The following is a 22,166-nucleotide window of genomic DNA, read 5'->3' on the forward strand; positions in this document are numbered from 1 at the left end:
ATAGGTTCTTTATGCCACGTAATAAGCAAGAAAGCTTGTCTCAGTCAGTGTCGGAAATTGACACGCGCTTAGGGGATTTGTATGAGGAATTAAATCATCAAGAAGAATACATTGAGCCCGATGAACGTTATCAAGTTGAAGAAATGATAGCGCAGGGTGGCCTTAAAAATATTCATAAGGCATTTGATTGTAAGGCCTCGCGTTACGTTGCGATGGCCTTCCCTAAAGATGAATCCAAAGAGAGTGAAGAGGCCTTCCGCCGCGAAGCCCAGATTAGTGCTTTACTTGAACATTCTAACATCATTCCTGTCTATGACATGGGGTGGTTGAAGCAAGCTTTTTTCACGATGAAATTGGTACAAGGCGAGTCCCTTAATCAAGCTATTTATCATCAAGCCTTGAATAAATTACTGCAGATCTTTATGAAGATCTGCGATGCGATTTCCTACGCTCATTCACGGGGAGTTGTCCATCTCGATTTGAAGCCAGATAATGTATGCATCGATTCATTTGGGGAGGTGTTTGTCTATGATTGGGGCATGGCCTTGCGCCTCTATATTCCAGAAGAAGATATGAATTTTTTAAGCCCCGATATTCAAGGAGTTTCAAATGAATGCAAGGGGACACCCGCCTTTATGGCTCCCGAGCAGTTGGACCCCAATAATAAAGTCGTTGATGAACGAACTGATATCTTTTCCTTAGGGGGATTGCTTTACAGTATTCTCACTAAAGAAGTTCCCTTTGATGTTAAGTCATTTAATTCAAAAAGAGAGCTGATTCCGCCAAGTAAACGCAGCCCCGCTCTGCATATTGATAAAGGTCTTGCTTCAGTATGTATGAAGGCGATGAATGAAGATCCTGATCAACGTTACCAAAGTGTGGATGAACTGAGACATGAAATTGATCTTTATCTCGATGGCTTTGCGCCCAGTGCAGAAAATGCGTCTTTCCTAAAAACTTTAAGGCTATTGATTCGACGCCATAAAAAGATTTGCGTGATTGTGATTGTGGCTTTTACAATTATTACGACTTTGACCGTGGGTTTTATTGCTCGTTTAAAAATAAGTGAGCAGCAAATTTTAGAGGCTCTAAATGTAGCGACTGAAGAACAGGCCCGAGCCGAAAAGGAGCGTTCCCGTGCTGAGAACAATCAAAATAAAGCAGAGGAGGCCTTGCGTGAATCACAAGCCAACTTCGCCAAGTATCTCGGGGAAAAAAAAGAACGTGAGCACTTAAAAGATTTATCGATTTCCAATATAAATTCGGTCTTTACAGAGAAGTGGACTTATACCCGAACCATGAACCAACTCAACCTCGCATTAGCGGCGTCACCGGGGGATGTAAAGGTGCTCTCCAATAAAATTATTTTATTGCTTTTCTACGAAAAAAATGAAGAGGCGTACCAACTCTATTTGAAGCATAATTTAGTTAAACAAAGCTACATTAAAAAAATCCTAGATGAATACATAAAATACCGTCGAGACGATACTCAATACTATCGTCAGGGTTATTTGCATGACGATGATTTTATAAAGTTTATTGCCACAATTGGGAATTCTGAGTCGGCATGGATGGCCCGACGTATCGTGCATCATCGACTCAGTAGACCTCAGCCGAGTAAACGCCGACTTGCTCTTGTACGTGAGATTTTAAAACAAACTAACCTGAAGCAGGAAAAATGGAATATTCAGTTCAGTACAGAGGAAGGCTCGGTATTCACCGAATTCGATTTAAGTGGACACAAAGAATTATCCAATCTTATTGCACTATCGGGTTTAAAAATAGGCACCTTAAATTTAAGTCATTGCGGCCAGATTAGGTTAGAAGACTTAAACTCATCTTACATACGAAAAATTATCATCAATGCTTGCGATATCAGTTCAATTGAAACGATTCAACACATTCCTGGCTTGGAAGAAGTTGTCCTTCAAAAAAGTCAGATTTCAACAGAAGAAAAAAATGCACTAAGCAAGAATTATCTTCAGATAAAGTTCACTTACGTGGATTAATGAGCCGTTTTTTCTAGCCGTTTGATTTCTTTTTGAAGAATAGCGGTGACACGACGTTTGTAGACTGATACGGTGTTGAGAGGGATCTCTAAAGCCTCGGCAATCTCGCTGCGAGATTTGCCATCTAAAGTCATTTCAAAAATGTCTTTTTGTGTTTGACTTATATCATCTTGAACATTTTTCCAAGCTAAATTTGTCACGTAAATGGCCCATTCTTTTTCAGCCATTTTTTCGATCTCAGGTTCTGTTACGGTATTGAGATAATTAGCTTGGTCATCGTAATACTTGTCGTGCTTGGCTTGTTCGCGCTTGCGTTTATCAATATGATTGAGACCAGAGTTACGTGTGATCACTGCGAGCCAACGGCGAAATTGTCCGGCATTGCCTCCATGCTCAAATGAACTCACTTTTGACCAAATTTTCACAAAAGCAGTTTGCATGATATCATAGCAATCATCATCACAGAAATTCATCTTTTTGGCGATGGTAAAAATATAGCCTTCGTATAAATCAATAAATTCATTCCAAGATTCGTCGTTGCGATCTTCTTGCAATTTTTGAATGAGGCTGATTCGTGTTAGATTTTTTTCCATGCGTGTAAGGTACAGTATATTTTATTAATAATTAAGGGCGCGTGATTTAATTTTATTTATTTTCCTTAAATTTGAAAGGCGAAAGTCATATTTATCCTGTCACTAAACTATCTAGAGTAGGTTATTTTCTGAAAAACATCTACTTAGGTTACTTATGATTCGTCTCTGCTGCTTTTTAATTACTCTTTTGTCTGCGCCGCTTTTTTCAAAGCAGCGCCCCAATGTACTCTTTATCATCTGCGATGATTTAAATGATTACGTATCGGCTTACGATAGTCATCCTCAAGTGAAAACACCAAATTTAAAAAAATTTGCACAAAGTGCCGTGACCTTTAAGCATGCCTACTCCAATAACCCCGTCTGTGCACCTTCTCGTGCGAGTTTATTCACAGGGGTTTACCCACATGATTCCGGCAATTTATTTTGGCAGAAGTGGTATGAGCAAAAGACTCTAAAGCATTGTAAAACAATGATGGAACTCTTTGTCGAAAATGCTTACAATGTCATGGGTACGGGTAAGCTCTTACATCACGAACGTCCAGCATTGTACAGTGAATTTAAAAACAAAGCTAACTACGGTCCCTACTGGCTAAAAGATGGCAAAACAGTCGCCCACCCAGATGTTCCTGAGCCCTTTGCCGATATTGGAGCCATAGATGGTTCTTTTGGTTCAATAGAGAGTGCTATTCCAAAAGAAAGTAAAACTGAGCGATGGTTTTCGGGGGACTGGAAATCCATAAAAAAACCTTTTAATTTTGAGGGGCCCGATCGAGATTTGACTCCAGATGAGCTCAATGCAAAATGGGTCGCGGAGCGTTTGAAAGCATTAGATAAAAGTGGTAGTGAACAAGCCTTTTTTATGGCGGTTGGTTTTGTTAGACCTCACACTCCCTTACACGTGCCACAAAAATATTTTGACATGTTCCCCATTGATCAAATTCAGCTTCCAGAAATTTTAGAGAACGATGCCAAGGATACTCATTATACAGATGTATTTGATAGTGATCAAAAAGGCCTCAAGTATTTTGATTTACTGAAAAAATCATACCCCAATTGGCAGGAGGGCTTGAAGGCCTTTACGCAAGCCTATTTGGCTAGTATTGCGGCAGTGGATGAAAATATAGGTCAGGTGCTGAACGCCCTTGATCAAAGTCGTTTTAAAGATAATACCATTGTCATTTTCACATCTGATCATGGTTGGAATATGGGAGAAAAAGATTATCTCTTCAAAAATTCTCCTTGGGAGGAGAGTGGCCGAGTTCCTTTCATTGTGCGAGCTCCGCAAATAGCAAAAGCGGGAAGCCAAGCTCAGCATCCGGTTTCATTAATAGATATTTATCCGACTCTTGTGGATCTTTGTGGTCTAGAAGGCGACAATCGCAAAAATGAAAGTGGTGTAAAATTAGGTGGCTTCAGTATTCGTCCCTTTTTAGAAAACCCTCAAAGCATGGAATGGCAAGGCCCCAAGGGCGCTCTGACCATGATTTATGCGGGTCCTCATACGGGAATGGATCCCGATTTACAGCATTGGACGTGGAGAACAAAAGACTTTCGTTACATTCGCTATAATAATGGTCAAGAAGAACTCTACGATCATACAAAAGATCCCCGAGAACTCACGAATCTTGCGAAAAACCCTGAATATGCTCAAATCAAAGCAGAGCTAAAAGAGGATCTCATCAGCTTTGGTCAGTTTGATTTTAGTAAGCCGATCAGTAGTCCTAAGAAAAAAACTGTAGTAGTAAAAAAGAACTCAGCTAGGGAGAAAAAGGATGGTGAGTATTGGAAAAAGAACTACTTCAAGAACAATCCCAGTGCCGATGCCAACAAAGACGGTAAACTCAGCTGGAAAGAACTCAATGACCACAAAAAAGCGAAGTAAGGCTTTTCCATGAATTATCGTGAAACGATTTAACAGTCAATAGCCTCACATGAAAACGTGGGGGTGAATGATCTCCCTAAAATAATTGTGCCTCTAGGTACAATACCTAAAGGCATTGCAAATTAATCTTGTACATTAGCTTGGGATTGACATCCCAGGCTAATTGAAGTCTAATGGCTTTACCATATCCAATGTGGAATGATCTATTTTTTGATGCGGTAATCTTTAGCAGCTTGGTAGTTGGGATTGAGTTCAGGCTTGGGACTTTGACTCTCTTTTCGCCACTCTTGGAGTTTCTTAAGCATGCGGGCAGCACGTTCGGGTTGTTCTTTGACGAGGTTATCCAACTCGCCGATATCATCTTTTAAATTGTAGAGCTCGAGTTCCCCCGTTTCATAATATTCTATGAGTTTGTAATCACCCATGCGAACGGCCCCTGCGGGTCCCATGGAATTAATATGATGATAATGAGGGTAGTGGATAAATAGGGCTTCGCGATTCAAGTCGGAAGCTTTACCGGTCATCAGAGCAGCGAGTGATAAGCCATCGAGATGTTGTCGCGGTTTAGCGGGAAGTTTCAGCATATCGAGCAGGGTAGGATAAATATCAGTTGTACAGACGGGTGCCTGCAGTTCTTTATTGCCATTTTTTCCTGGCCATTTGATGATGAAAGGAATGCGAATTCCACCTTCATAGACCCAAGCTTTCCCCGCTTTTAAGGGGAGTTGTGAAGTAGGGGCATTAGGTCCAGTCCCAGTGGAGAGTCCACCATTATCAGAGCAAAAAACAATGATGGTTTCGTCTTCAATGTTGAGTTCTTTGAGAGTGGTAAGCACACGTCCAATATTTTCATCCATGGCTTCTACCATAGCGGCATATCGGGGATTGTTTTGTTGAGCGCGCGCCATGCTTTTGAGTACTGGCGTGCCAGTGACTTTGAGATCTAAGCCGATTTTTTTAGATTTTTGTTCGTATTTCTTTTGGAGATCTTTTCTGGGGATAATGGGGGTGTGAACTGTGTAGTACCAAAAGTTGAGAAAGAATGGCGTATCTTTGTTTTCTTTGATGTATTGAATGGCCTTGTCAGTGAGCTTATCAGTCAAATAATCGCCTTCTTTACCATCTTCCATATCGGGTACGTTTGTGGAGGGGTGTTGTTTACTTTTATAGGGGAAATAAAAATCACCTGGCTGACCCATGCGATGGCCCGCAATATTAAGGTCAAAGCCATGTTTTTCGGGGAAATGATTGCGTGAAGTGTCGTAGTGGGATTGTAAGTGCCATTTGCCAATATGAGCCGTCTTATACCCCGCTTCTTTTAGAGCTTCGGCTAAAGTGATGTCCTCTAAAGGCATATTGCCTTTGACTGGGACGGGGGTGAGTTTATGTGCGGGACCTTTTGGTCCACTTGAACCACTATGATTACTGAGTCCCACTCGGCTGGGATATTTACCTAGTAGGATACTTGCGCGCGTCGGTGAGCAGACGGGATTGGCAGCGTAGGCCTCGCTAAAGCGAAAGCCTTCTTTTGCTAATTGATCGAGGTTCGGAGTCTCATAAAATTTACTTCCGTAGCAGGCGATGTCATTCCAGCCTAAATCGTCGATGAGAAAGAGGATGATATTGGGCCTTTTCGTCTTCTTTACATCACGATGCTTTGATGTAGTTGGCAAGTTATTCTCAATGAATTTGGCCACGCGCGTCGCAAGTCTAGCGGAACCTTCGGAGGTAAAATGAACGTCGGCAGTTTTTTTGAATTTCTCTGGGAGAAGTTTACTTATGGTGAAGAGGTCATTGACAATAATATCATTTTGTACCATGATTTTACGAGCTTTCGCATTGTAAGAAATATTATCTTTTTGATTGCGTCCGGCTTCCCCCTCGGGAACAAAAGTTGTGCTGCCCCAAATGAGAGTCGCATTTGTTTTTTTGAGACGTTTTATAATGAGCTCTAGATTTTGCTTATATTGCTTAATGGGAACCGAAATAGTGCCATTAATTTTATCGCGATTACCGTAAACTTTTGCATCGGGATGGCGGTAGCAGAGGTCGTGGAGGCCAAAGTTAAAATGAATCACATCCCACTCGGTATTGCCCAACCACTTATCTAAACTTTTAACACCTTTGTTAGTATCGCCACAGTTAGTTTTCGGGCGGAAGACATTGGCCTTACCAGACAAATTTTTGACGACTCCTTTGTGGTAGCCAATAGAAATAGAATCTCCAATGAGCAATACATTCGGCAAGGATTCTGTGATCTTAACTTGTGAATCAAGATTTTTTTTGTCTGTGGCAGGAGTATAAAAAGGATCTTCCGCAAAGAGAGAAAAAGAAATGAGCAATATTAAAAGGCGAAGCATGAATGATACCTAGTTGATTATTATATTATATAAACTAACAATCGCATTTGCTATTTGTAACAAAAGAAAAAACTATTTTCGTTTTTTCCCTTTCCAATGACGCATTGTATTTGTCGTTCCCACTTTGCCATTTTGTGTTATTCCAGAACTTACCAAAGGCATAAAAGGGTCGGGTTTTTCAACTAAAGCCCAAGCAATGCCGCGAAAGAGGATGAGGCGAAATTCTGGGTCGTAATAAGAGAAAGTATTGTGACCTGCGGAAGTCGCAAAAACTCGTCCTTCACCAATTTCATAAGTCCAAAAAACGGGCTGAGGTTTTTTAGTGAGCTGAGACTTCTGGATGGGCTTTTTACTATTGCCCTGAGGACCTGTTCTGACGGCACCAAGGATACGGCTGTCCTTCTCTTGGTGGAGGTTCCAGTAAAATTCATCGTGTAGAGTGAGGTTTGTTGGAAAATTTTTAAATATGGGGTGATGATTATCAATAGAAATATCCGTAAAAATAGCGCCCCATTTTGATCGCCCTTCATTCCATGCACAACCAAAACATTTTGAGAGTTTAGCCCCTTGTTCAGCTGGACGAATTATTAGGCTCTCATGAAGAGCAACAATGGCGCCACCTTGCTCAATATAATTTTGTAGTTTGATTATTTTTTGATCATCTAAGGCCTCGAAATGCAAGTACATGACAATGAGATCAGCACTGGATAATTGCGCATCTGTCGGAAATTGATAGGCCTCGTCAAGGGTGACTTTAGGTACAGACTTAAGGAGTTTAGTCATTAAATCTTTAACTTTAACATAGTCGTGTGCACCAGGGATATGGTGCTTATCATAGCCGTATAGCCATAAAATATTAATTTCTCGCGAGGGTTCAGTTTTTTCTATGGGCCCAATAAGTTTAGATAAATAAGTCTGACTGATAGGCGCTTTGGGTTTTTGCCAGAGGTGCTGAGCCTCAAGGTAAAAACTGAGGCTCAGAAAAACTAAGAGAAGCTTCATTTTAGCCAAATGAGTTCTTTGAATTGGGGCTTGGCTCCCTGCCAGGTTTTTCCAATAATACGAACTTTACCCGTTTTTGGACGTAGTGCTTCGGCTGCCACCAAACGAAATTCTTTGCTACCATCCCAAGTAGTCATGACTTCGTCATTAGCATCTTTAAAATCGCTAGGACGGAAGATGACTTCATTATTTTGACCACCCTTGATTTGCACTTCTTTAACATACTGATCAACGCCAATAATTAGAGCATTATCTTGTTCCGCAAAGACAGTAAGCTTCATGGTGGCATCGGCAGTGGGGGGCTGATATGCGGGATGGTATAGCTTATGAGTTTTACGACCCCATTTCTGAGTCTTGTAGGTAAACCATTCTTTTTCCCAATCGCTCTTAAAATCTTCAAAAAGCAAAGTTTTCTTTATACTAGTTTGGAGTTCTTCGGCCTTTAGTTCTTTGGCATCAATCAAATCAATGAGCGAGGAATTAATAAAACTATTAGCTTTGTAAGTGCCATAATAATAACCGGCTCCCGTGACTTCTTTGTCCATTTTGTAAATCACATTCGCATAAACCCAAAGTGGCTTATCTGTTGAGTAAAGATCGAGTACAGCAGCATATTTACCCTTGTGGATCTTTGGCTTACTAAAATGCCAAAATTGATTGATTTTTCTATTGCGGTCACTTCCGCTCAAACCTTGCTGAGTATAATAAACTTCAACGGATTCAATGGGCATGGAATCGTCAACATCGACGACGACAATGGGTTTTTTATGATTGTTTTTAAGCAGGATCTGAGTTCTTGGTGCCTTGGGCCAAGTGAAAGAATTTTTTAAGTATTGATCCATCCAAAGTTGAGTCGCGACTTCGGCTTTGGGTATATCCTGATGGTTATTGTGAGGTGCCGCCACAATGCGCCATTTGTCAGTTTTTATTTCTTTAATGGATTGGGGTAAGTCATCTATAGCTCCGTGAAAATCGTTGGCGGGACTGAGAAAGACAATGGGGCAAGTGATGTTTTCAAGGTTTCTTGCATCTCCAACCCCATTGTAGTGCTCGGCGTGTTTTTTAGCACGATCACTTATGCCTCCACAAGAGGGTGCCGCCGCTTTTACGCGCTTATCAGCCGCAGCCGTTAAGACAGTTAGTTTTCCGCCCATAGAATGGCCGTAAACGCCAAGCTTATCCGGGTTAACTTCTGGCTGCTGCTCTAGGAAAGTTAAGGCACGACGAGTTCCCATTGTGATGGGAAACCATGAACTATTGCGTGCTGATTTTACCGAGTCAATGCTCCATTTTGAAACAGGTAAATCCCCGAAGGCGTGAATACCACTACGAGAGGGAGCGTGATAGGCATCTAAGGCCCCCCAGTCAGTGGTGATCTTGTATTGTGGATCAGATTGATCACCTTTCCAAAAAGCTTTTACTTGATCTGGACCAACAAGGTAGCCTGGTGCATTCAGACGTCCTGCCCATGCAACTGATATGGTGGCGTAACCACGTTTGGCATTGGTGAGAATAGCTTGATACTGAGCATACTGACCACCACCGTGAATCTGGACTAAGCCAGGAAGATTCTTGGCTCCCTTTGGATAGCCATAAACCGCTGCCATCATGGATTTTTGACCTTTGAAAATACCTACTCTAAAACGAATGACTTTGATGATGACATCATCCTGCTCAGTTTCGTGGAGGACTTCTACGTCAAGGGCTTCCTTGCGAGGATCAAACCCCTGCCACATTTCTTCAAAGTTTTTTGGGACTTTGTCAGCCTGATAGGTGGAAAGTGTGTCCTTGAGGGTCTCTGCACTTAAACTAGAAGTAATTAAGAATAAGGAGAGTGAATACTTGAGGAGTTGTTGCTTGAACATAGCTGGCCTTTGAGATGTTTGAGTAAGTTGTCTTACCTAACATCGTTAGTACTGCTTATGTTACAGCTTAGGACATATTAAATTCAATAATTGTGAAAATTATCGAGCTGAATCCCATTTAGTACTCGATGTGTCTGCATTTGTGGCAATAGAGCCATCAGTACGACTCATGGATTGGAAGTAATTCATTTTCTCCACATGGCCATCTGTCATGGCAAAATTAAATTTCATGTCACTGTGATAGGGTTCATTTAACTCAAAGACCTCAGGGTTGATTCCTCCCCATTCCCAGGAGTTCCCTAGACGTAGTCTAACTAAATTATCTGCACCAACAACTGGCTTCGAGTCAAGAGGAGCGAAATTTTCGGTGTAGGCAATTACTTCGTTACTACTATTTAGATTTTCAATTTTTGTAGAAGCAGGGGGGATGTCACCAGCTCCTCTGATCCAAAACCCAGCTATGCCTCGGTGAGCTCCGAGCTGAAATGCTGGATTAATGGGACCTCCATAAATTAGGGATGATTGCCCATAAGTTCTGATAATCATAAGAGGATCAACGCGGTCGTCAAGTGGGCAACGATATATAGCGCCATGATCAGCACCTCCCGACACCTCTGTCTGCAGGGCACCCCATTTGCCAAGAGCTCCACCCATCATACTTTCCTCTAAGCCTCGGCCATCATATTTTCCTAATTGGTCATCCCAACTAATAACACCATTTGAGTCTGAAGCAGGGAAATAGCCCTCATGATCATCTGTATACATAAAATTGGCAATAGTGATTTGTTTTTGATTACTGGTGCAAACCACAATACGGCCCTTTTCTCTAGCTTTACCCAATGTGGGTAAAAGTAAGGATGCTAAGATGCCAATAATGGCAACGACGACAAGTAACTCAATAAGTGTGAATGAGAATTTTTTTTGCTGATCTTTAAGAGGTAAATCCTGAACGTAAGACACAAACGAACTCCTGTTTTATAGGTATAAAGATATCTAACTTCAAAAAAATGAGCCTGTTACAAAGTTTATTTTTTCTTACATTGACTAGACGACTTAGTTCTTACTTTAGATAGGGGTTTACATAAATAGCAGATTTTTTTGTGTTAGCCTGGGAAAAGTATTAAATTCTTGGGAAGTAGGTAAAAGACTAAATTTTGGAGCCTAATATGCTTTTAAAGAAATTATTTATTTTCACCTTACTGAGTTCATCAATACTTGTGTCGGCGGAGAAACTCCCAGACAAAATTTCATTTAATGAACATATTCGACCAATCTTTTCCAGTACCTGCTTTAACTGTCATGGACCCGATGAGCACGAAGCTAAAGCTCATTTGCAGTTGCACAGTTTTGAAGTAGCAACACAGGAACGACATTACACTTCTCGCTCAGGGAAAAAACGTAGTGTAGAACCAGCCATTATTCCCGGCAAGCCGGATGAATCTATTGTTTGGGAGCGGATCATATCCGACGACGAAGATGAAGTTATGCCACCTGCGGACTTTCACCACAGCTTAACCGAGCGAGATAAAGCACTCGTTAAAAAATGGATCGAGCAGGGCGCTGAGTATCAGGATCACTGGGCCTATGAAGCCTTACCTAAAGTTGAGGATAAAATCAATCCCAAAATGATTGACGAACTCATTATCGCGAAACTCAAGTCAAAAGGCTTTGAGAAGCGTAACGAGATGGACCGTAAGAATGTTTTACTGCGTCGCCTCAGCTTAGATATACGTGGAATGCTTCCTAGTAATGAGGAACGTATTAATTTTGAGAAGGATCAATCAGCAGATGCCTGGGAGAAACTCGTAGATAAATTGATGGCATCACCAGCCTATGGTGAGCGCTTAGCTATTCATTGGTTTGATTTGGTACGTTACTCAAATTCAGCTGGTTTTCACGGTGACCAGGAGTACAAAACGGCGCCCTATCGCGATTATGTGATTAAGGCGCTCAATGAGAATATCCCTTATGATCAATTCACACGTGAACAACTGGCAGGTGATTTGCTTCCCAATCCTACTCAAGAGCAAGTCATTGCAACGGCTTACAATCGTTTAAATAAAGCTACGAAAGAAGGGGGAGCCCAAGCGGGTGAATATTTGGCTAAATATGCGGCTGACCGAGTGAGTAATCTTTCTGCAGTTTGGTTGGGTTCTACCTTAGAATGTGCGGAGTGTCACAATCATAAATACGACCCTTTTTCAGCAAAAGATTTTTATACTATGGCGGCCTTCTTCGCAGATATTAAGCAGGATGGTGTGTACAGAGGGGGGAATAATAGTACTTTTGAACCACAGATACGGATTTTTCCTAATGCTGAAAAAGAAGAGAAATTTAATGCCTTATATATGCAGCTTAAAAAAACCAAAAAGAATTCTCAAGCGTACAAGGACCTTAATAAACAAATTTCTCGACTAAGAAATGAGGCGCAACTTTGTCTTGTTACCGAAGCACAAAAACCACGTGTGACGCGCATTTTTCCACGTGGAAATTGGATGGATGAAAGTGGAGAAGTTGTTCAGCCAGCAGTTCCCCATTTTCTCAAGCAAATCAATAAAAAAGAACGTGCCAATCGTTTGGATTTAGCCAACTGGCTCTGTTCAGAAAATAATCCCATGGCAGCGCGCGCTTTTGTGAATCGTGTATGGGAGCTTTATTTCGGGCGGGGTATTTCGGGTAATACCGATGACTTAGGCTCACAGGGTGAGTTTCCTGATAATCCTGAGCTACTCGATTATTTAGCGGGACATTTTGCAAAGGATTGGGATATCAAAAAACTCATCAAAGCTATTGTCATGAGCGAGACCTATCGCTTGTCAACTGAACGAAGTGATCAAATGAAAAGCGAAGATCCCTACAACCGTTTCTTGGCCCGCCAGTGTATCCTGCGTTTAGATGCGGAATTTATACGTGATTCGAGCTTGCAGCTCAGTGGTTTACTCAATGATAAGATGGGTGGTCGTAATGTCATGCCCTATCAGCCTCAAGGTTATTATGACTCCATGAACTTCAATCCTTTTAAATATAAATCAGAAAGAAATGATGAGCAGTACCGTAAAGCCGTATATATGCACTTCCAGAGAACATTCCTACACCCCTTCTTGGTGAACTTTGATGTCCCTAATCGCGAGATTGCCCTATGTTCTCGAACACCATCAAATACGCCCTTACAGGCACTTACGCTTCTCAATGATCCGACTTTTGTGGAGGCCGCAAAAATCCTAGCTCAGAGATTGATCAAAGAAGGGGGGCAAAGTCCCGAAGCAAAACTCAAATGGCTTTACCTCAATGCGCTAAGTCGACAGGCTGAGCAGCAAGAAATCGAAACCTTAAAAGCTTTTTATGAAGAGCAAGTCAAATTTTATCAATCGAATCCTGAACAGGCTCAAGGTCTACTTAAAGTCGGGAATAAAAAAGTCGACCCACACTTAAACGCAGCGGAGTTAGCAGCCTGGACTCAAGTAGCTCGCGGAATGATGAATACACACGAATTTATTGTAAGGAGATAATCATGGATAGAAGACGATTTTTAAGATTTAGTAGCTTGGCAGGAGCGAGCATGATCAGTTCTCCATTGGCGGCTGCTACTGCTCCAAATCCTGATTTTTTACTTAAGAACTCTAAAGCGAAACGCGTGATATTCCTAACTATGTCGGGTGGTATGTCTCAATTTGAAAGCTTTGACAATAAACCGCTTCTCAAGAAATTTGATGGCAAGGCAATGCCGATGGATTATTTGAAGGGACAGCAATTAGCTCAGCTTCAAACTCAAAAAGAAATCCTTTGTTATGGTCCTCAGTTTAAATTCAAAAAATATGGGCAATCTGGCCTAGAAATGACCGAGCTCTTTCCTCACTTGGGTTCAGTCGCAGATGAATTGGCTATTGTGAAATCGGCATACACCGAGCAGATTAATCACGACCCAGCGATAAGCATGTTGAATGCCGGGACTTTCCTCAATGGGCGCCCGAGTATGGGAGCTTGGGTGAATTATGCTTTGGGAAGTGAAACTAAAGATTTGCCGGGTTTTGTGGTTCTCGAATCTGTTAAAGGTCGCAATCCGCAACCCCTTTATGCCCGTTTGTGGAATAATGGTTTTTTGGATAGCGTTTATCAGGGCGTGAAGTTCAATTCCAAGGGTGATACCGTGCATTATGTTAATAACCCCAATGGGGTCGACCGCATTCGACAGGGGCAGCTTATCAAAACAATTAATCGCCTCAATAAATTTTCTGCGAGACATATGGATGATGATGAAATTTCAACGCGCATACAGCAATATGAAATGGCCTACAGGATGCAGAGCAGTATCCCACATCTCATGGATATGAGTAATGAGCCCTCTCATATTTTGGATATGTATGGCTGTAAACCTGGCGACGGATCCTACGCCTCAAATTGCCTTATGGCACGAAAGCTAGCAGAGCGTGGCGTACGTTTTATTCAGCTTTATCACCGCGGTTGGGATCATCACAATGGTATTCGCAAATACATGCCAATTTGTGCCGAAGCCGTGGATCAGGGAACCGCTGCACTTATCAAAGATTTGAAAGATCGCGACATGCTCAAAGATACGCTGATTGTCTTTGCAGGTGAATTTGGTCGCACGCCTATGTCTCAAACAAATAAAGGTGATGCAGGGCGCGATCACCACATGAACTCCATGTCCTACTTCATGTGTGGCGGTGGCGTCAAGGGAGGTGTTTCTATCGGTGAAACTGATGAATTGGGTTACAAACCCGTTGAAGATGCACATCATATCCGTGATATGCATGCGACCATGTTGCATCTCCTGGGCATAAATCACAAGAAGCTCACGGTACGTTTCCAAGGCTTAGATAATCGTCTGACGGGAGTTGAAGAAGCCCATCTCATTAAGAAAATTTTGGCTTAAATTTATCAGGCTCGAGTAGAATGCTTTTTTAGGTAAGTGTTAATTAAGCTTAATTCCACTTCCATACCCAATTTGAAAAGACAGAGGAAATGAAAAAGTGAAGAGGTATTTCAATGCGGTATTTTTTCAATTTGGATCTCCTTAAACGTATTGTTTAATAAGTAATTATACTAGTTAGTAAAATCTTGTACGTAAAAAGCGATGATTTTTAGTTTTGAATAAAAAATTATTTTAACTTTTTGTCGCTTGAGTAAGAATTATGAGATTTGTACTCCCGTTAATTCCCTATTTTCACTTCAATGTTTTCCTTTAAATGAGCGAATTCACGCAATGGAGGTGGAAGGATATTGTAATTGGCGCGTACTTTTGAAGTTATTTTTTTATGGAGTTCTTTGGCGATTTCGGGGTGAGATTGAATTAGGTTTTTACTTTCACTACGGTCGGTTTTGAGATCAAATAGCTCAGCCTCATAATCACCAAAAAAGAGGTGGTATTTCATGTCTTTTTTATCGAGAATTACGGTGCTAGCACGTTGTCCCCAACTAAGTCGATCTTCCGGGAAGTACCAATAAAAATCTCTTTTAGGCACTTTTTCTCCATCAATTAAGTGTGGAAGAAGTGAGACACCTTCGCCATCGTAATGGTCTTTTACATTGACCTCTGCAAGTTGGAGAACAGTGCTGAATATGTCTAAAGCCCAAATTCTTTCACCACTTACACCGGGTTTGATTTTTGCCGGCCAGCTAAAAATTGCAGGTACGCGAACACCGCCTTCGTAGAGGGAGTTTTTGTAGCCGCGGAAGGGCTCAACATTAGTAACGGCCACGGGCCCGTTATCTGAGTAAAAGATGATAAAGGTATTGTCGTAAATTTTTTGATCTTTGAGTTCTTTTATGATTTTGCCAACGCTATCGTCAATACTTTCTATCATCGCAGCATACACAGCTGATTGAGGTGAAAGGTGGTATTTTGCCTTGCTTATGGGATCGCGATTAAACTCTTTTTTGAACTTCATTTCCTTCATGATTTTTTCATACTTAGCAATTTTGTCCTGCTTAGCTTCAAAGGGGGAGTGAACGCCGTAGTGCCAGAGATTGAGGAAAAAGGGTTTTGCCGTGTCGCGTTTGCGGATGAGTTTTACCGCTTCATCAGTGAGGCGGTCAGCAAGGTATTCACCTTCGACACCACCGGTTCTTAAATCAGGAACGTTAAGTCCAGGATGGTTGGCATACTTGGCAGATGGGTGACGGTAAGGATAAAAATGACTGCCTGGATCCCAGGATTCCTCGCCAGCCATACCAACATTGAAACCAAGATCCATGTGAGTCGTTTTGTATTGCTTTTTCCCAACGTGCCATTTGCCTAAATGCCAGGTTTGGTAGCCATTGTCAGAAAGTATTTTCGGGAAGATGAGAACCTTTGATTCAAAGCGGTGAGAAGCATTCCAAATGCCCAGTTCCATATTGTGACGACCAGTTAAAACAGCCGCACGGGAAGGGGAACATACGGCGGCAGTCACATAAGCGCTTGTGAATTTTTTTCCGTCTTTTGCCAAGCTGTCGATTGCTGGAGTTTGGTAAAGTGGACTGCCGTAACAGCCTAGGTCGCGGTATCCTAGGTCATCGATAAAGAAGAAAATGATGTTGGGTCTTTCTTGAGCAAAAAGTGAAAATTGCAGGAGGAGCAGTATTATGATTGTTTTCATTAAAAAGTATGCCTGTTATGGAGATGAATATTATAGGTGATAGATCATAACAATTTCCTGAATCCGTGATCAGGTTTTGAGATTCATGAGATAATGGTTTGGTCGAGTAATTCTTAGATCGTTTTTATCCCAGATTGTGAGATGTCCTTATTTCTTAAGCCTATCGCTCGTGATCAGGTGTCTAAGGATAGTAAATATAGCAATTTCTAAGGCAATTCACCCAACTTGGACAGAGTAAAGCACAAAACTCAATAAAAGAGCTTTGCAATAAACTTCTTATTAGTGGATTAAAGGCTAAATGATATTTTTTGATACAGCTTAAACCAAGGGCTATGTCGACCAAACTTGAGAGTTTCATCTCCTGCGTGCTTTACGTGTTTACAAGCGGTTAAAATCAAGTCACGTATCACGCACCGTAGGCGGCGTCGTTGGGCTTTGATTTTAATTGGAGCCAAAGATTTATTATGGATAAGGTGATTACCAATGACTCTGAGCACATTAAAAGCGAGCATAGCGCAGTGCAAAAAGAATTGATTCGCTTTAAATTTCCCTGAGGGTAAACGCTCTACATTCATATCGCTCTTCAATTCGCTATGGAACTGCTCACTGGTTCCATGATCGTGATAAAGTTCGATCACATCCTCGGCTTCTAAAGGTAAATTCGTCCAATAGGTCTCCACTTCGATTTCTGGCATCAAAAGTCGATTGCCATCTTGATCTTCGAGTCGTTCCGTAACTTTAAAAATAACAGGAACCACTTTATGTTCTTCATTGTTTCCAGGATGTTTGTGATGGAGTTCACCGACAAAGACACTCTTACCATCTCGAGATTTAAGCTGTCGCCCTAAACGCCGTGCGTTGGATAGCCACTGTTCTTTAGATTCCTTTCTAAGGTTCCGTTTAATCAGAAAATATTGATCATCAGGAAGGTGTCCGAAATTAACCTCAGCATCGTGAGCGGAATCTAAACGAAGTAGTACGGGGTGCTTAAGCTTTAATTTTTTGATCATAGTAAAGCTGTCATCTAAGAACTCTGGCATCCCTTTTTGTGCATGCTGTGAACCTGGACGCAGCTCATTATTTAGCATAAAGCCCTCAGTTCCAAGGTAGGCAAACATGGGAGAAAATCCGTCATGATTTTTATATGTCCAACTCACATTTTCTTTATGGCTACCGGAGTTATCCATGGGTGATACATCCATATCGAGTGGAATAAAATTCATCCCCCCTTTTGATATATTACCTATACACTGTTTTTTGAGCAGGTTTGTATTCGCTGATTTTAAATGCACTTCATGCTCAGAAGACATGATTTCTAGTCGTTGACGCAAACGTTCCTCGGATGGAACTTTGTTTAATCCAAGTGATTTCATAAAGACTTCGTTTTCACGAAACTGACTAATATCTGTGAAGCGTTCACGCCCCTGAATCAGTAACCCCACCTGTGATTTGAAAATATCTAGATCTTGAAAGATATGATTGGCCTTGTGATCTGTATTGAACTCATCGTCAATTTCACTTTGTTGAAGGACTTGGCCACCTAAAAATATTCCGCCAATACTGTGAAGGGAATCATTGCCTGTGTCGAGTTTAAATGCTTTATTCATGAGAAAACCTGTTGGGTGATTTTGGTGTCGTAACTTAAATTACTATAAACCAACAGGTTTTCTTGTTTTTAAGCTGTTTTTTAAGATCAGCTCACGGATTCAGGAATTTAATTTTCAATTTGATACAAAGCATGGGATATTATTCAATATGCCATGTGGGATTTATGTACGTTGATTGATATGCGCTAGTTAAAGCAAATCCTCTGCAATTTTACAAGTTAGGGCAACAGAGCTGATTTTTCCGCCATATTGGGGGATATACACCTTGACTTCATTTTTACTTTTAATGATGTTTGGTGGAATAATAAATTCTTCGTAGCCAAAGAAATTACCACTCTTATTAGTTCTTTTTAAAGAACTTGTGTATAATTCGCCATTAAAAGTTAATGATAAGTTTTTTTGAAAACCATCTTTGCGACCAAAGCATACTCTAAGTTTCGCAGCTTGAATATCCTCTGCTGGACAGGAGATCTTGAAAGCAGAGTTTTGACCAGTGTCTTGAAGTACCTTATCGCCAAAAAAAGTTTGTTCCTTTTGACTTGATATGAATTTCGAGTCTCTGTCCAAAGTGATTTTTATTATACTGGTTTCTTCAACTGAGAGTGGGATCTTAGATAGATCTTTGAGTATGTGAGTATCGTATTTAATTTCATCTTTACTGAGCCACATTCTTTTTTGTTCTATTTTAATTATTTCAGCAGTTTCAGTGGGCAAATTTAATCTTAGTTTTACGCGTTGTGGATTCATGTTATTGACGGCGATATAAATTACTTGTCCATCTTTTACTGCATGCATAAAAATATTATGGTTTGTGGAATTTAAGGAGATAAGATCACCTTTGTAATTTTTCCAGAAATCTAAAAAGAGCGCCTGCTTTGTGGGACTCAGTGTTTTGTCCTCATTAATATCATAAATCGTGTCTTGAGCACCTTTTTCCCACCAATTGACGGGTATGAGAAAGGGGATGACCATTTTAAATTCATGGGCTCGATTCATATAACGAATCATAAGAGAGTTGTAGTTTTTGAGCTTTATCCAATGATCGATATCGTTTTGTGCCCTCATGAGGGTTCCCGTTTCAGAAATGATAAGGGGTTTCAAATTATCAGTTAGTAACATGTGATTGCGCAAAAGATCCAAATCGGCTTCTAATCTTCCTGCAAGGTAGCCCCCATAATTGTTGACACGGTTTGGATCGTTGATGATAAGTTCTTTAACTTCATAAAAATGATGCGAGTAGAAGTCCAGGTAGTCTTTAGTTAAATCCATAAAGCGCAATTGTTCTTCGGCTAGTTTAAATCCATCTTTACCTCCAGCTTCTAAATGCATCCATGCACTAGCAGGGCCACCAACTTTGATGTTTGGGAGTCGTTTTTTAATTGCTCTTGACGTTTTATTGTGAAAGTCTGCTAGTAGTTTCCAGCTATCATAGCCTTTTTCCCAATGATAAAGCCATTCACTTTTGATCGTTGATTCATTCTTGACTTCCCAATAATTTGCTATTAAGCCATTTTTACGTTTTGTTGCCTCAATATATTCAGCGGCGAGAGCTGCTGCAGAATCGAAAAGCTCAACTGCCGGGGTGCCTTTTTCATTTTTGCTTTTAATATTTTGGGGTTCCATCCAGCTAGGCCAATTATTAAGACACTGTACAAATTCAAAGTTTTTTGGGTAATTTTCATTTAAAAAACTAATTTTATTTTCATCTGGAAAATAATTTTTTTCAAAAAATGATGGGTCACTCCATCCAGGACGACTGGGATCTTCAACTAATTTTGGTGTGTTTTTGATGCCAAAACCTTTTTCAAGAAGTGGCGCAAGCTTAGTCATTTGTCTACCGGGTAAAAAACCACTTTTTTTGAGTTCGCCCAAGGCCTGAAGATGTATTTTTGGACCATCTATATTGGAATATATTCGCTTGAATTTATCTTGTTCAAGTTTGGTGATACCTTCAATGTTTCTATTAATATGAGGATAGACCGTGGCCTTAATATCTAATATGGGGGAGTTTGCACCAAGAATAGACCAGGCGCGGTCGTCGAAATTAGGAGAGATACCATTTTTACTGTAAAAAATTATTGAATCAATGGATCCTGAGCCATGAATTTCCAGAACATATTTTTCATTATATAAGATCTTGAGATCTTTAATTCTAGAGGAATGATATTTTTTATTAGATATTTTATGCTTAAGTTCAAGCTTTTTTGGACCTTTGACTCTGACTTTGAGCTTGTTTAGATCAACTCCCTTGATATTGCACTCATCAAATAAATTTAGGTTGTTAGTTATCGAGGTGGGCAGAGGGATTTGTATTGAATTTGATAATTGAATAGGCTTATCAAGAAAAATTATTGATCGTAAAAGCTTCTCACCCGTGTTGATATGGTTGAACCATTTTACTTCATATTTTTCTGAAGCGCTAAGTCTAAAAAGTGCTTCGAGAGCGTCTTTTTGAATTTGAACTTCAGTTGGTAAAGTAATAGCTTTCTGAAGTGTTTGAACTTCTGCAGATTTGTTTTTTTGAGTGTAATTGGTTGTATTATTTTTTTCTTTAGCTTTATCTGGTGACCAACTTATTAGTAAAATGAATAAGCAACAAACGGCTAAAGTATTTGTTAATCTGCTAATGTATTTTTTTAAAAGCAAAGTTATTTGTGTTTGACTTTAATATTATCAAACTGATATGAATATCCAGTTTTTGCTTGCCCTGGCCATACTGAACTGGCCATGTAGATATGCTTAAATTGCTTATTTATGGTATGCGTTCCTTGGTAGATTGGCTTTGAGCTACCTTTGTCTACTAGACTTATTTGGCATACTCCTTTTGAGCGGTTTAAAACCAGTTCAAGCGTCATCCAGGTATTTGCCTGGTAAGCACAAATTTCGGAAGCTTTTAGTTTGCCACTTTCTAAATTAGTTGCACGTAATTTAAGTTTTCCTGAAGTAGTCTCTAATCTAAAAAGTTCTTTGTTAACATCCCAGTCAGTTATTGTCAGGAGTTTTCCTGCCGGAGTGGCGGAGGTATTGACTCTAAGATCAGTAGTTAGTTTGAATGAATCTTTATTTTTAGGAGTTTTTAAAAGAATTCTGATCTTAGCGGAGTCATTTTTGCCTTCACTGAATACTTGAAGGATGTGATTATCTTTAGTATCAGCTACTATTTTGAATTTTCCTTTTACTCCAGGAACTTCAGTGCTGTTCAAGGGAGCCTTATCAAAATCTAATTCAACTGAATTTGCAAATGCCGACGTGTTAAAAAGTAATGATGTGAACAATAATAATGTGAGTCTCATATTATAACTTTTTTTTGTAATTATGGTTTTGGTATTGCCTGCCATGCAGTACCTCGGAAATCATACCCATCTGGGTTTCGACTTGATGAATTATCAAGTCTAATCATGGTGCTGTAATAATTGACTGTAGCTGCATGTCCATCGGCATATAGGTAGTTCGATTTTACTCCATGGGGAAGTACACCATTAGTCAACAAGCTTCTTGGATTGCCAATACTGGAATTATGGTTGCCTAGAACGTTATTATCTTTCATATTTTCTCGCATTACTATCGTATCTGCACTTCCGAAAATATGATCATTGTAATTTGCGGATACAGGTGTTGTGTAATTCCCACCTGTATGATATCCAGAAATGCCTAAAATGTTTCCACCCGTTATAGCATTCAGCGAATAAGTCCTAGGCACTGTTATGGTGGTAGTCCGCTCAAGTGCATCACTTGCACATGTGTACAAGCTAGTAGCTAATCCTGCATGGGGTGCATAGGTAGGCCAAATGCTTCCATTTTGAGCTGTAGTTAGGTCCATTTCTCTACCATCATAACCCATTCCTAGCATGTCATCAAAAGAAACGCTTCCATAACTTGGGTCACCAACCATAGAAACTGAGTTGTTTAAAGATGAATATGGATAATATGAGTCGTTATCACCTTGGTACATGGTTATTGCGATAGCAATTTGTTTTTGATTGTTAGTACAAGCTGATTGCTTGGCACTTTCTCTTGCTTTTTTAAGTGAAGGAAGAAGGAGACTTGCTAATATTCCAATGATTGCAATTACTACCAATAATTCAATTAATGAAAATCTTTTAGTTGAACTAGGTGTTCTTATTTTTAGACTAATCGGCATAAACATAAAATAACAATCCTAAATTGTTTAATCATAATATATTATACAGATTATATCTATCCAAATTTTCATTGGTTTTTCAGCTAATTTTTATTTTATATAAAAAAG

Annotated in this window: 14 protein-coding genes; 4 read left to right on the top strand and 10 right to left on the bottom strand. The window is 40.2% G+C overall.

What is annotated here, in order from left to right; translation table 11 throughout:
• Window positions 1-11: 11 nt before the first annotated feature.
• Window positions 12-2,009 carry a protein kinase domain-containing protein gene (locus PQO01_RS03480; protein ID WP_274312655.1) on the top strand — a complete coding sequence of 666 codons (1,998 nt, stop codon included), beginning with the start codon at window positions 12-14 and terminating at the stop codon, window positions 2,007-2,009.
• Here the strand turns inward: PQO01_RS03480 and PQO01_RS03485 are convergent.
• On the bottom strand, window positions 2,006-2,602 hold the full coding sequence (locus PQO01_RS03485) for an RNA polymerase sigma factor (protein WP_274312656.1): 597 nt from the start codon (window positions 2,600-2,602) through the stop codon (window positions 2,006-2,008). The two genes, PQO01_RS03480 and PQO01_RS03485, sit on opposite strands and share 4 nt — an antisense overlap.
• Before the next feature lie 154 nt (window positions 2,603-2,756).
• Here PQO01_RS03485 and PQO01_RS03490 point away from each other — a divergent pair, with 154 nt between their 5' ends.
• The gene (locus PQO01_RS03490; protein WP_274312657.1) at window positions 2,757-4,484 is read left to right on the top strand and encodes a sulfatase; all 1,728 of its coding nucleotides are present in this window, start codon (window positions 2,757-2,759) and stop codon (window positions 4,482-4,484) included.
• Window positions 4,485-4,687: 203 nt separating this feature from the next.
• Here the strand turns inward: PQO01_RS03490 and PQO01_RS03495 are convergent, their stop codons facing one another.
• The 4 genes from PQO01_RS03495 to PQO01_RS03510 all read right to left on the bottom strand — a co-directional run bounded on the left by PQO01_RS03495 (window position 4,688) and on the right by PQO01_RS03510 (window position 10,671).
• The gene (locus PQO01_RS03495; RefSeq protein ID WP_274312658.1) at window positions 4,688-6,844 is read right to left on the bottom strand and encodes a sulfatase-like hydrolase/transferase; all 2,157 of its coding nucleotides are present in this window, start codon (window positions 6,842-6,844) and stop codon (window positions 4,688-4,690) included.
• Window positions 6,845-6,916: 72 nt separating this feature from the next.
• Window positions 6,917-7,846, bottom strand: coding sequence for a ThuA domain-containing protein (locus PQO01_RS03500; protein ID WP_274312659.1), 930 nt, complete (start codon window positions 7,844-7,846; stop codon window positions 6,917-6,919).
• Entirely contained in the window at window positions 7,843-9,711 is a 1,869-nt protein-coding gene (locus PQO01_RS03505) for a dienelactone hydrolase family protein (protein ID WP_274312660.1), read from the bottom strand. Before PQO01_RS03505 ends, PQO01_RS03500 begins: the two co-directional genes overlap by 4 nt.
• 99 nt (window positions 9,712-9,810) lie before the next feature.
• Window positions 9,811-10,671, bottom strand: a complete 861-nt coding sequence (locus PQO01_RS03510; RefSeq protein WP_274312661.1) for a type II secretion system protein — start codon at window positions 10,669-10,671, stop codon at window positions 9,811-9,813.
• Window positions 10,672-10,877: 206 nt separating this feature from the next.
• Here PQO01_RS03510 and PQO01_RS03515 point away from each other — a divergent pair, with 206 nt between their 5' ends.
• Both PQO01_RS03515 and PQO01_RS03520 read left to right on the top strand, forming a co-directional pair.
• The gene (locus PQO01_RS03515; protein ID WP_274312662.1) at window positions 10,878-13,220 is read left to right on the top strand and encodes a PSD1 and planctomycete cytochrome C domain-containing protein; all 2,343 of its coding nucleotides are present in this window, start codon (window positions 10,878-10,880) and stop codon (window positions 13,218-13,220) included.
• A 2-nt stretch (window positions 13,221-13,222) separates the two neighbouring features.
• Window positions 13,223-14,605, top strand: a complete 1,383-nt coding sequence (locus tag PQO01_RS03520; protein ID WP_274312663.1) for a DUF1501 domain-containing protein — start codon at window positions 13,223-13,225, stop codon at window positions 14,603-14,605.
• 277 nt (window positions 14,606-14,882) lie between these two features.
• Here the strand turns inward: PQO01_RS03520 and PQO01_RS03525 are convergent, their stop codons facing one another.
• The 5 genes from PQO01_RS03525 to PQO01_RS03545 all read right to left on the bottom strand — a co-directional run bounded on the left by PQO01_RS03525 (window position 14,883) and on the right by PQO01_RS03545 (window position 22,064).
• Window positions 14,883-16,310 carry a sulfatase gene (locus tag PQO01_RS03525; RefSeq protein WP_274312664.1) on the bottom strand — a complete coding sequence of 476 codons (1,428 nt, stop codon included), beginning with the start codon at window positions 16,308-16,310 and terminating at the stop codon, window positions 14,883-14,885.
• Between the two features lie 287 nt (window positions 16,311-16,597).
• Window positions 16,598-17,917 (bottom strand): IS1380 family transposase, encoded by a 1,320-nt coding sequence (locus tag PQO01_RS03530; RefSeq protein ID WP_274311999.1) that lies wholly within the window; start codon window positions 17,915-17,917, stop codon window positions 16,598-16,600.
• Window positions 17,918-18,106: 189 nt separating this feature from the next.
• Window positions 18,107-20,563 (bottom strand): hypothetical protein, encoded by a 2,457-nt coding sequence (locus PQO01_RS03535; RefSeq protein ID WP_274312665.1) that lies wholly within the window; start codon window positions 20,561-20,563, stop codon window positions 18,107-18,109.
• Window positions 20,564-20,565: 2 nt separating this feature from the next.
• A complete protein-coding gene (locus tag PQO01_RS03540; protein ID WP_274312666.1) occupies window positions 20,566-21,210 on the bottom strand; it encodes a hypothetical protein in 645 nt (214 codons plus the stop codon).
• A 20-nt stretch (window positions 21,211-21,230) separates the two neighbouring features.
• On the bottom strand, window positions 21,231-22,064 hold the full coding sequence (locus PQO01_RS03545; RefSeq protein WP_274312667.1) for a DUF1559 family PulG-like putative transporter: 834 nt from the start codon (window positions 22,062-22,064) through the stop codon (window positions 21,231-21,233).
• Between the last annotated feature and the right edge of the window lie 102 nt (window positions 22,065-22,166).

Source organism: Lentisphaera marina (assembly GCF_028745505.1).
Lineage (GTDB): Bacteria > Verrucomicrobiota > Lentisphaeria > Lentisphaerales > Lentisphaeraceae > Lentisphaera > Lentisphaera marina.

Excerpts from the sequence above, each read along its gene's own strand:
- PQO01_RS03530 (WP_274311999.1), bottom strand. The coding sequence starts at position 17,917 with ATGAATAAAGCATTTAAACTCGACACAGGCAATGATTCCCTTCACAGT.
- PQO01_RS03505 (WP_274312660.1), bottom strand. The coding sequence starts at position 9,711 with ATGTTCAAGCAACAACTCCTCAAGTATTCACTCTCCTTATTCTTAATT.
- PQO01_RS03525 (WP_274312664.1), bottom strand. The coding sequence starts at position 16,310 with ATGAAAACAATCATAATACTGCTCCTCCTGCAATTTTCACTTTTTGCT.
- PQO01_RS03515 (WP_274312662.1), top strand. The coding sequence starts at position 10,878 with ATGCTTTTAAAGAAATTATTTATTTTCACCTTACTGAGTTCATCAATA.
- PQO01_RS03490 (WP_274312657.1), top strand. The coding sequence starts at position 2,757 with ATGATTCGTCTCTGCTGCTTTTTAATTACTCTTTTGTCTGCGCCGCTT.
- PQO01_RS03545 (WP_274312667.1), bottom strand. The coding sequence starts at position 22,064 with ATGTTTATGCCGATTAGTCTAAAAATAAGAACACCTAGTTCAACTAAA.
- PQO01_RS03500 (WP_274312659.1), bottom strand. The coding sequence starts at position 7,846 with ATGAAGCTTCTCTTAGTTTTTCTGAGCCTCAGTTTTTACCTTGAGGCT.
- PQO01_RS03520 (WP_274312663.1), top strand. The coding sequence starts at position 13,223 with ATGGATAGAAGACGATTTTTAAGATTTAGTAGCTTGGCAGGAGCGAGC.
- PQO01_RS03495 (WP_274312658.1), bottom strand. The coding sequence starts at position 6,844 with ATGCTTCGCCTTTTAATATTGCTCATTTCTTTTTCTCTCTTTGCGGAA.
- PQO01_RS03485 (WP_274312656.1), bottom strand. The coding sequence starts at position 2,602 with ATGGAAAAAAATCTAACACGAATCAGCCTCATTCAAAAATTGCAAGAA.
- PQO01_RS03540 (WP_274312666.1), bottom strand. The coding sequence starts at position 21,210 with ATGAGACTCACATTATTATTGTTCACATCATTACTTTTTAACACGTCG.
- PQO01_RS03480 (WP_274312655.1), top strand. The coding sequence starts at position 12 with ATGCCACGTAATAAGCAAGAAAGCTTGTCTCAGTCAGTGTCGGAAATT.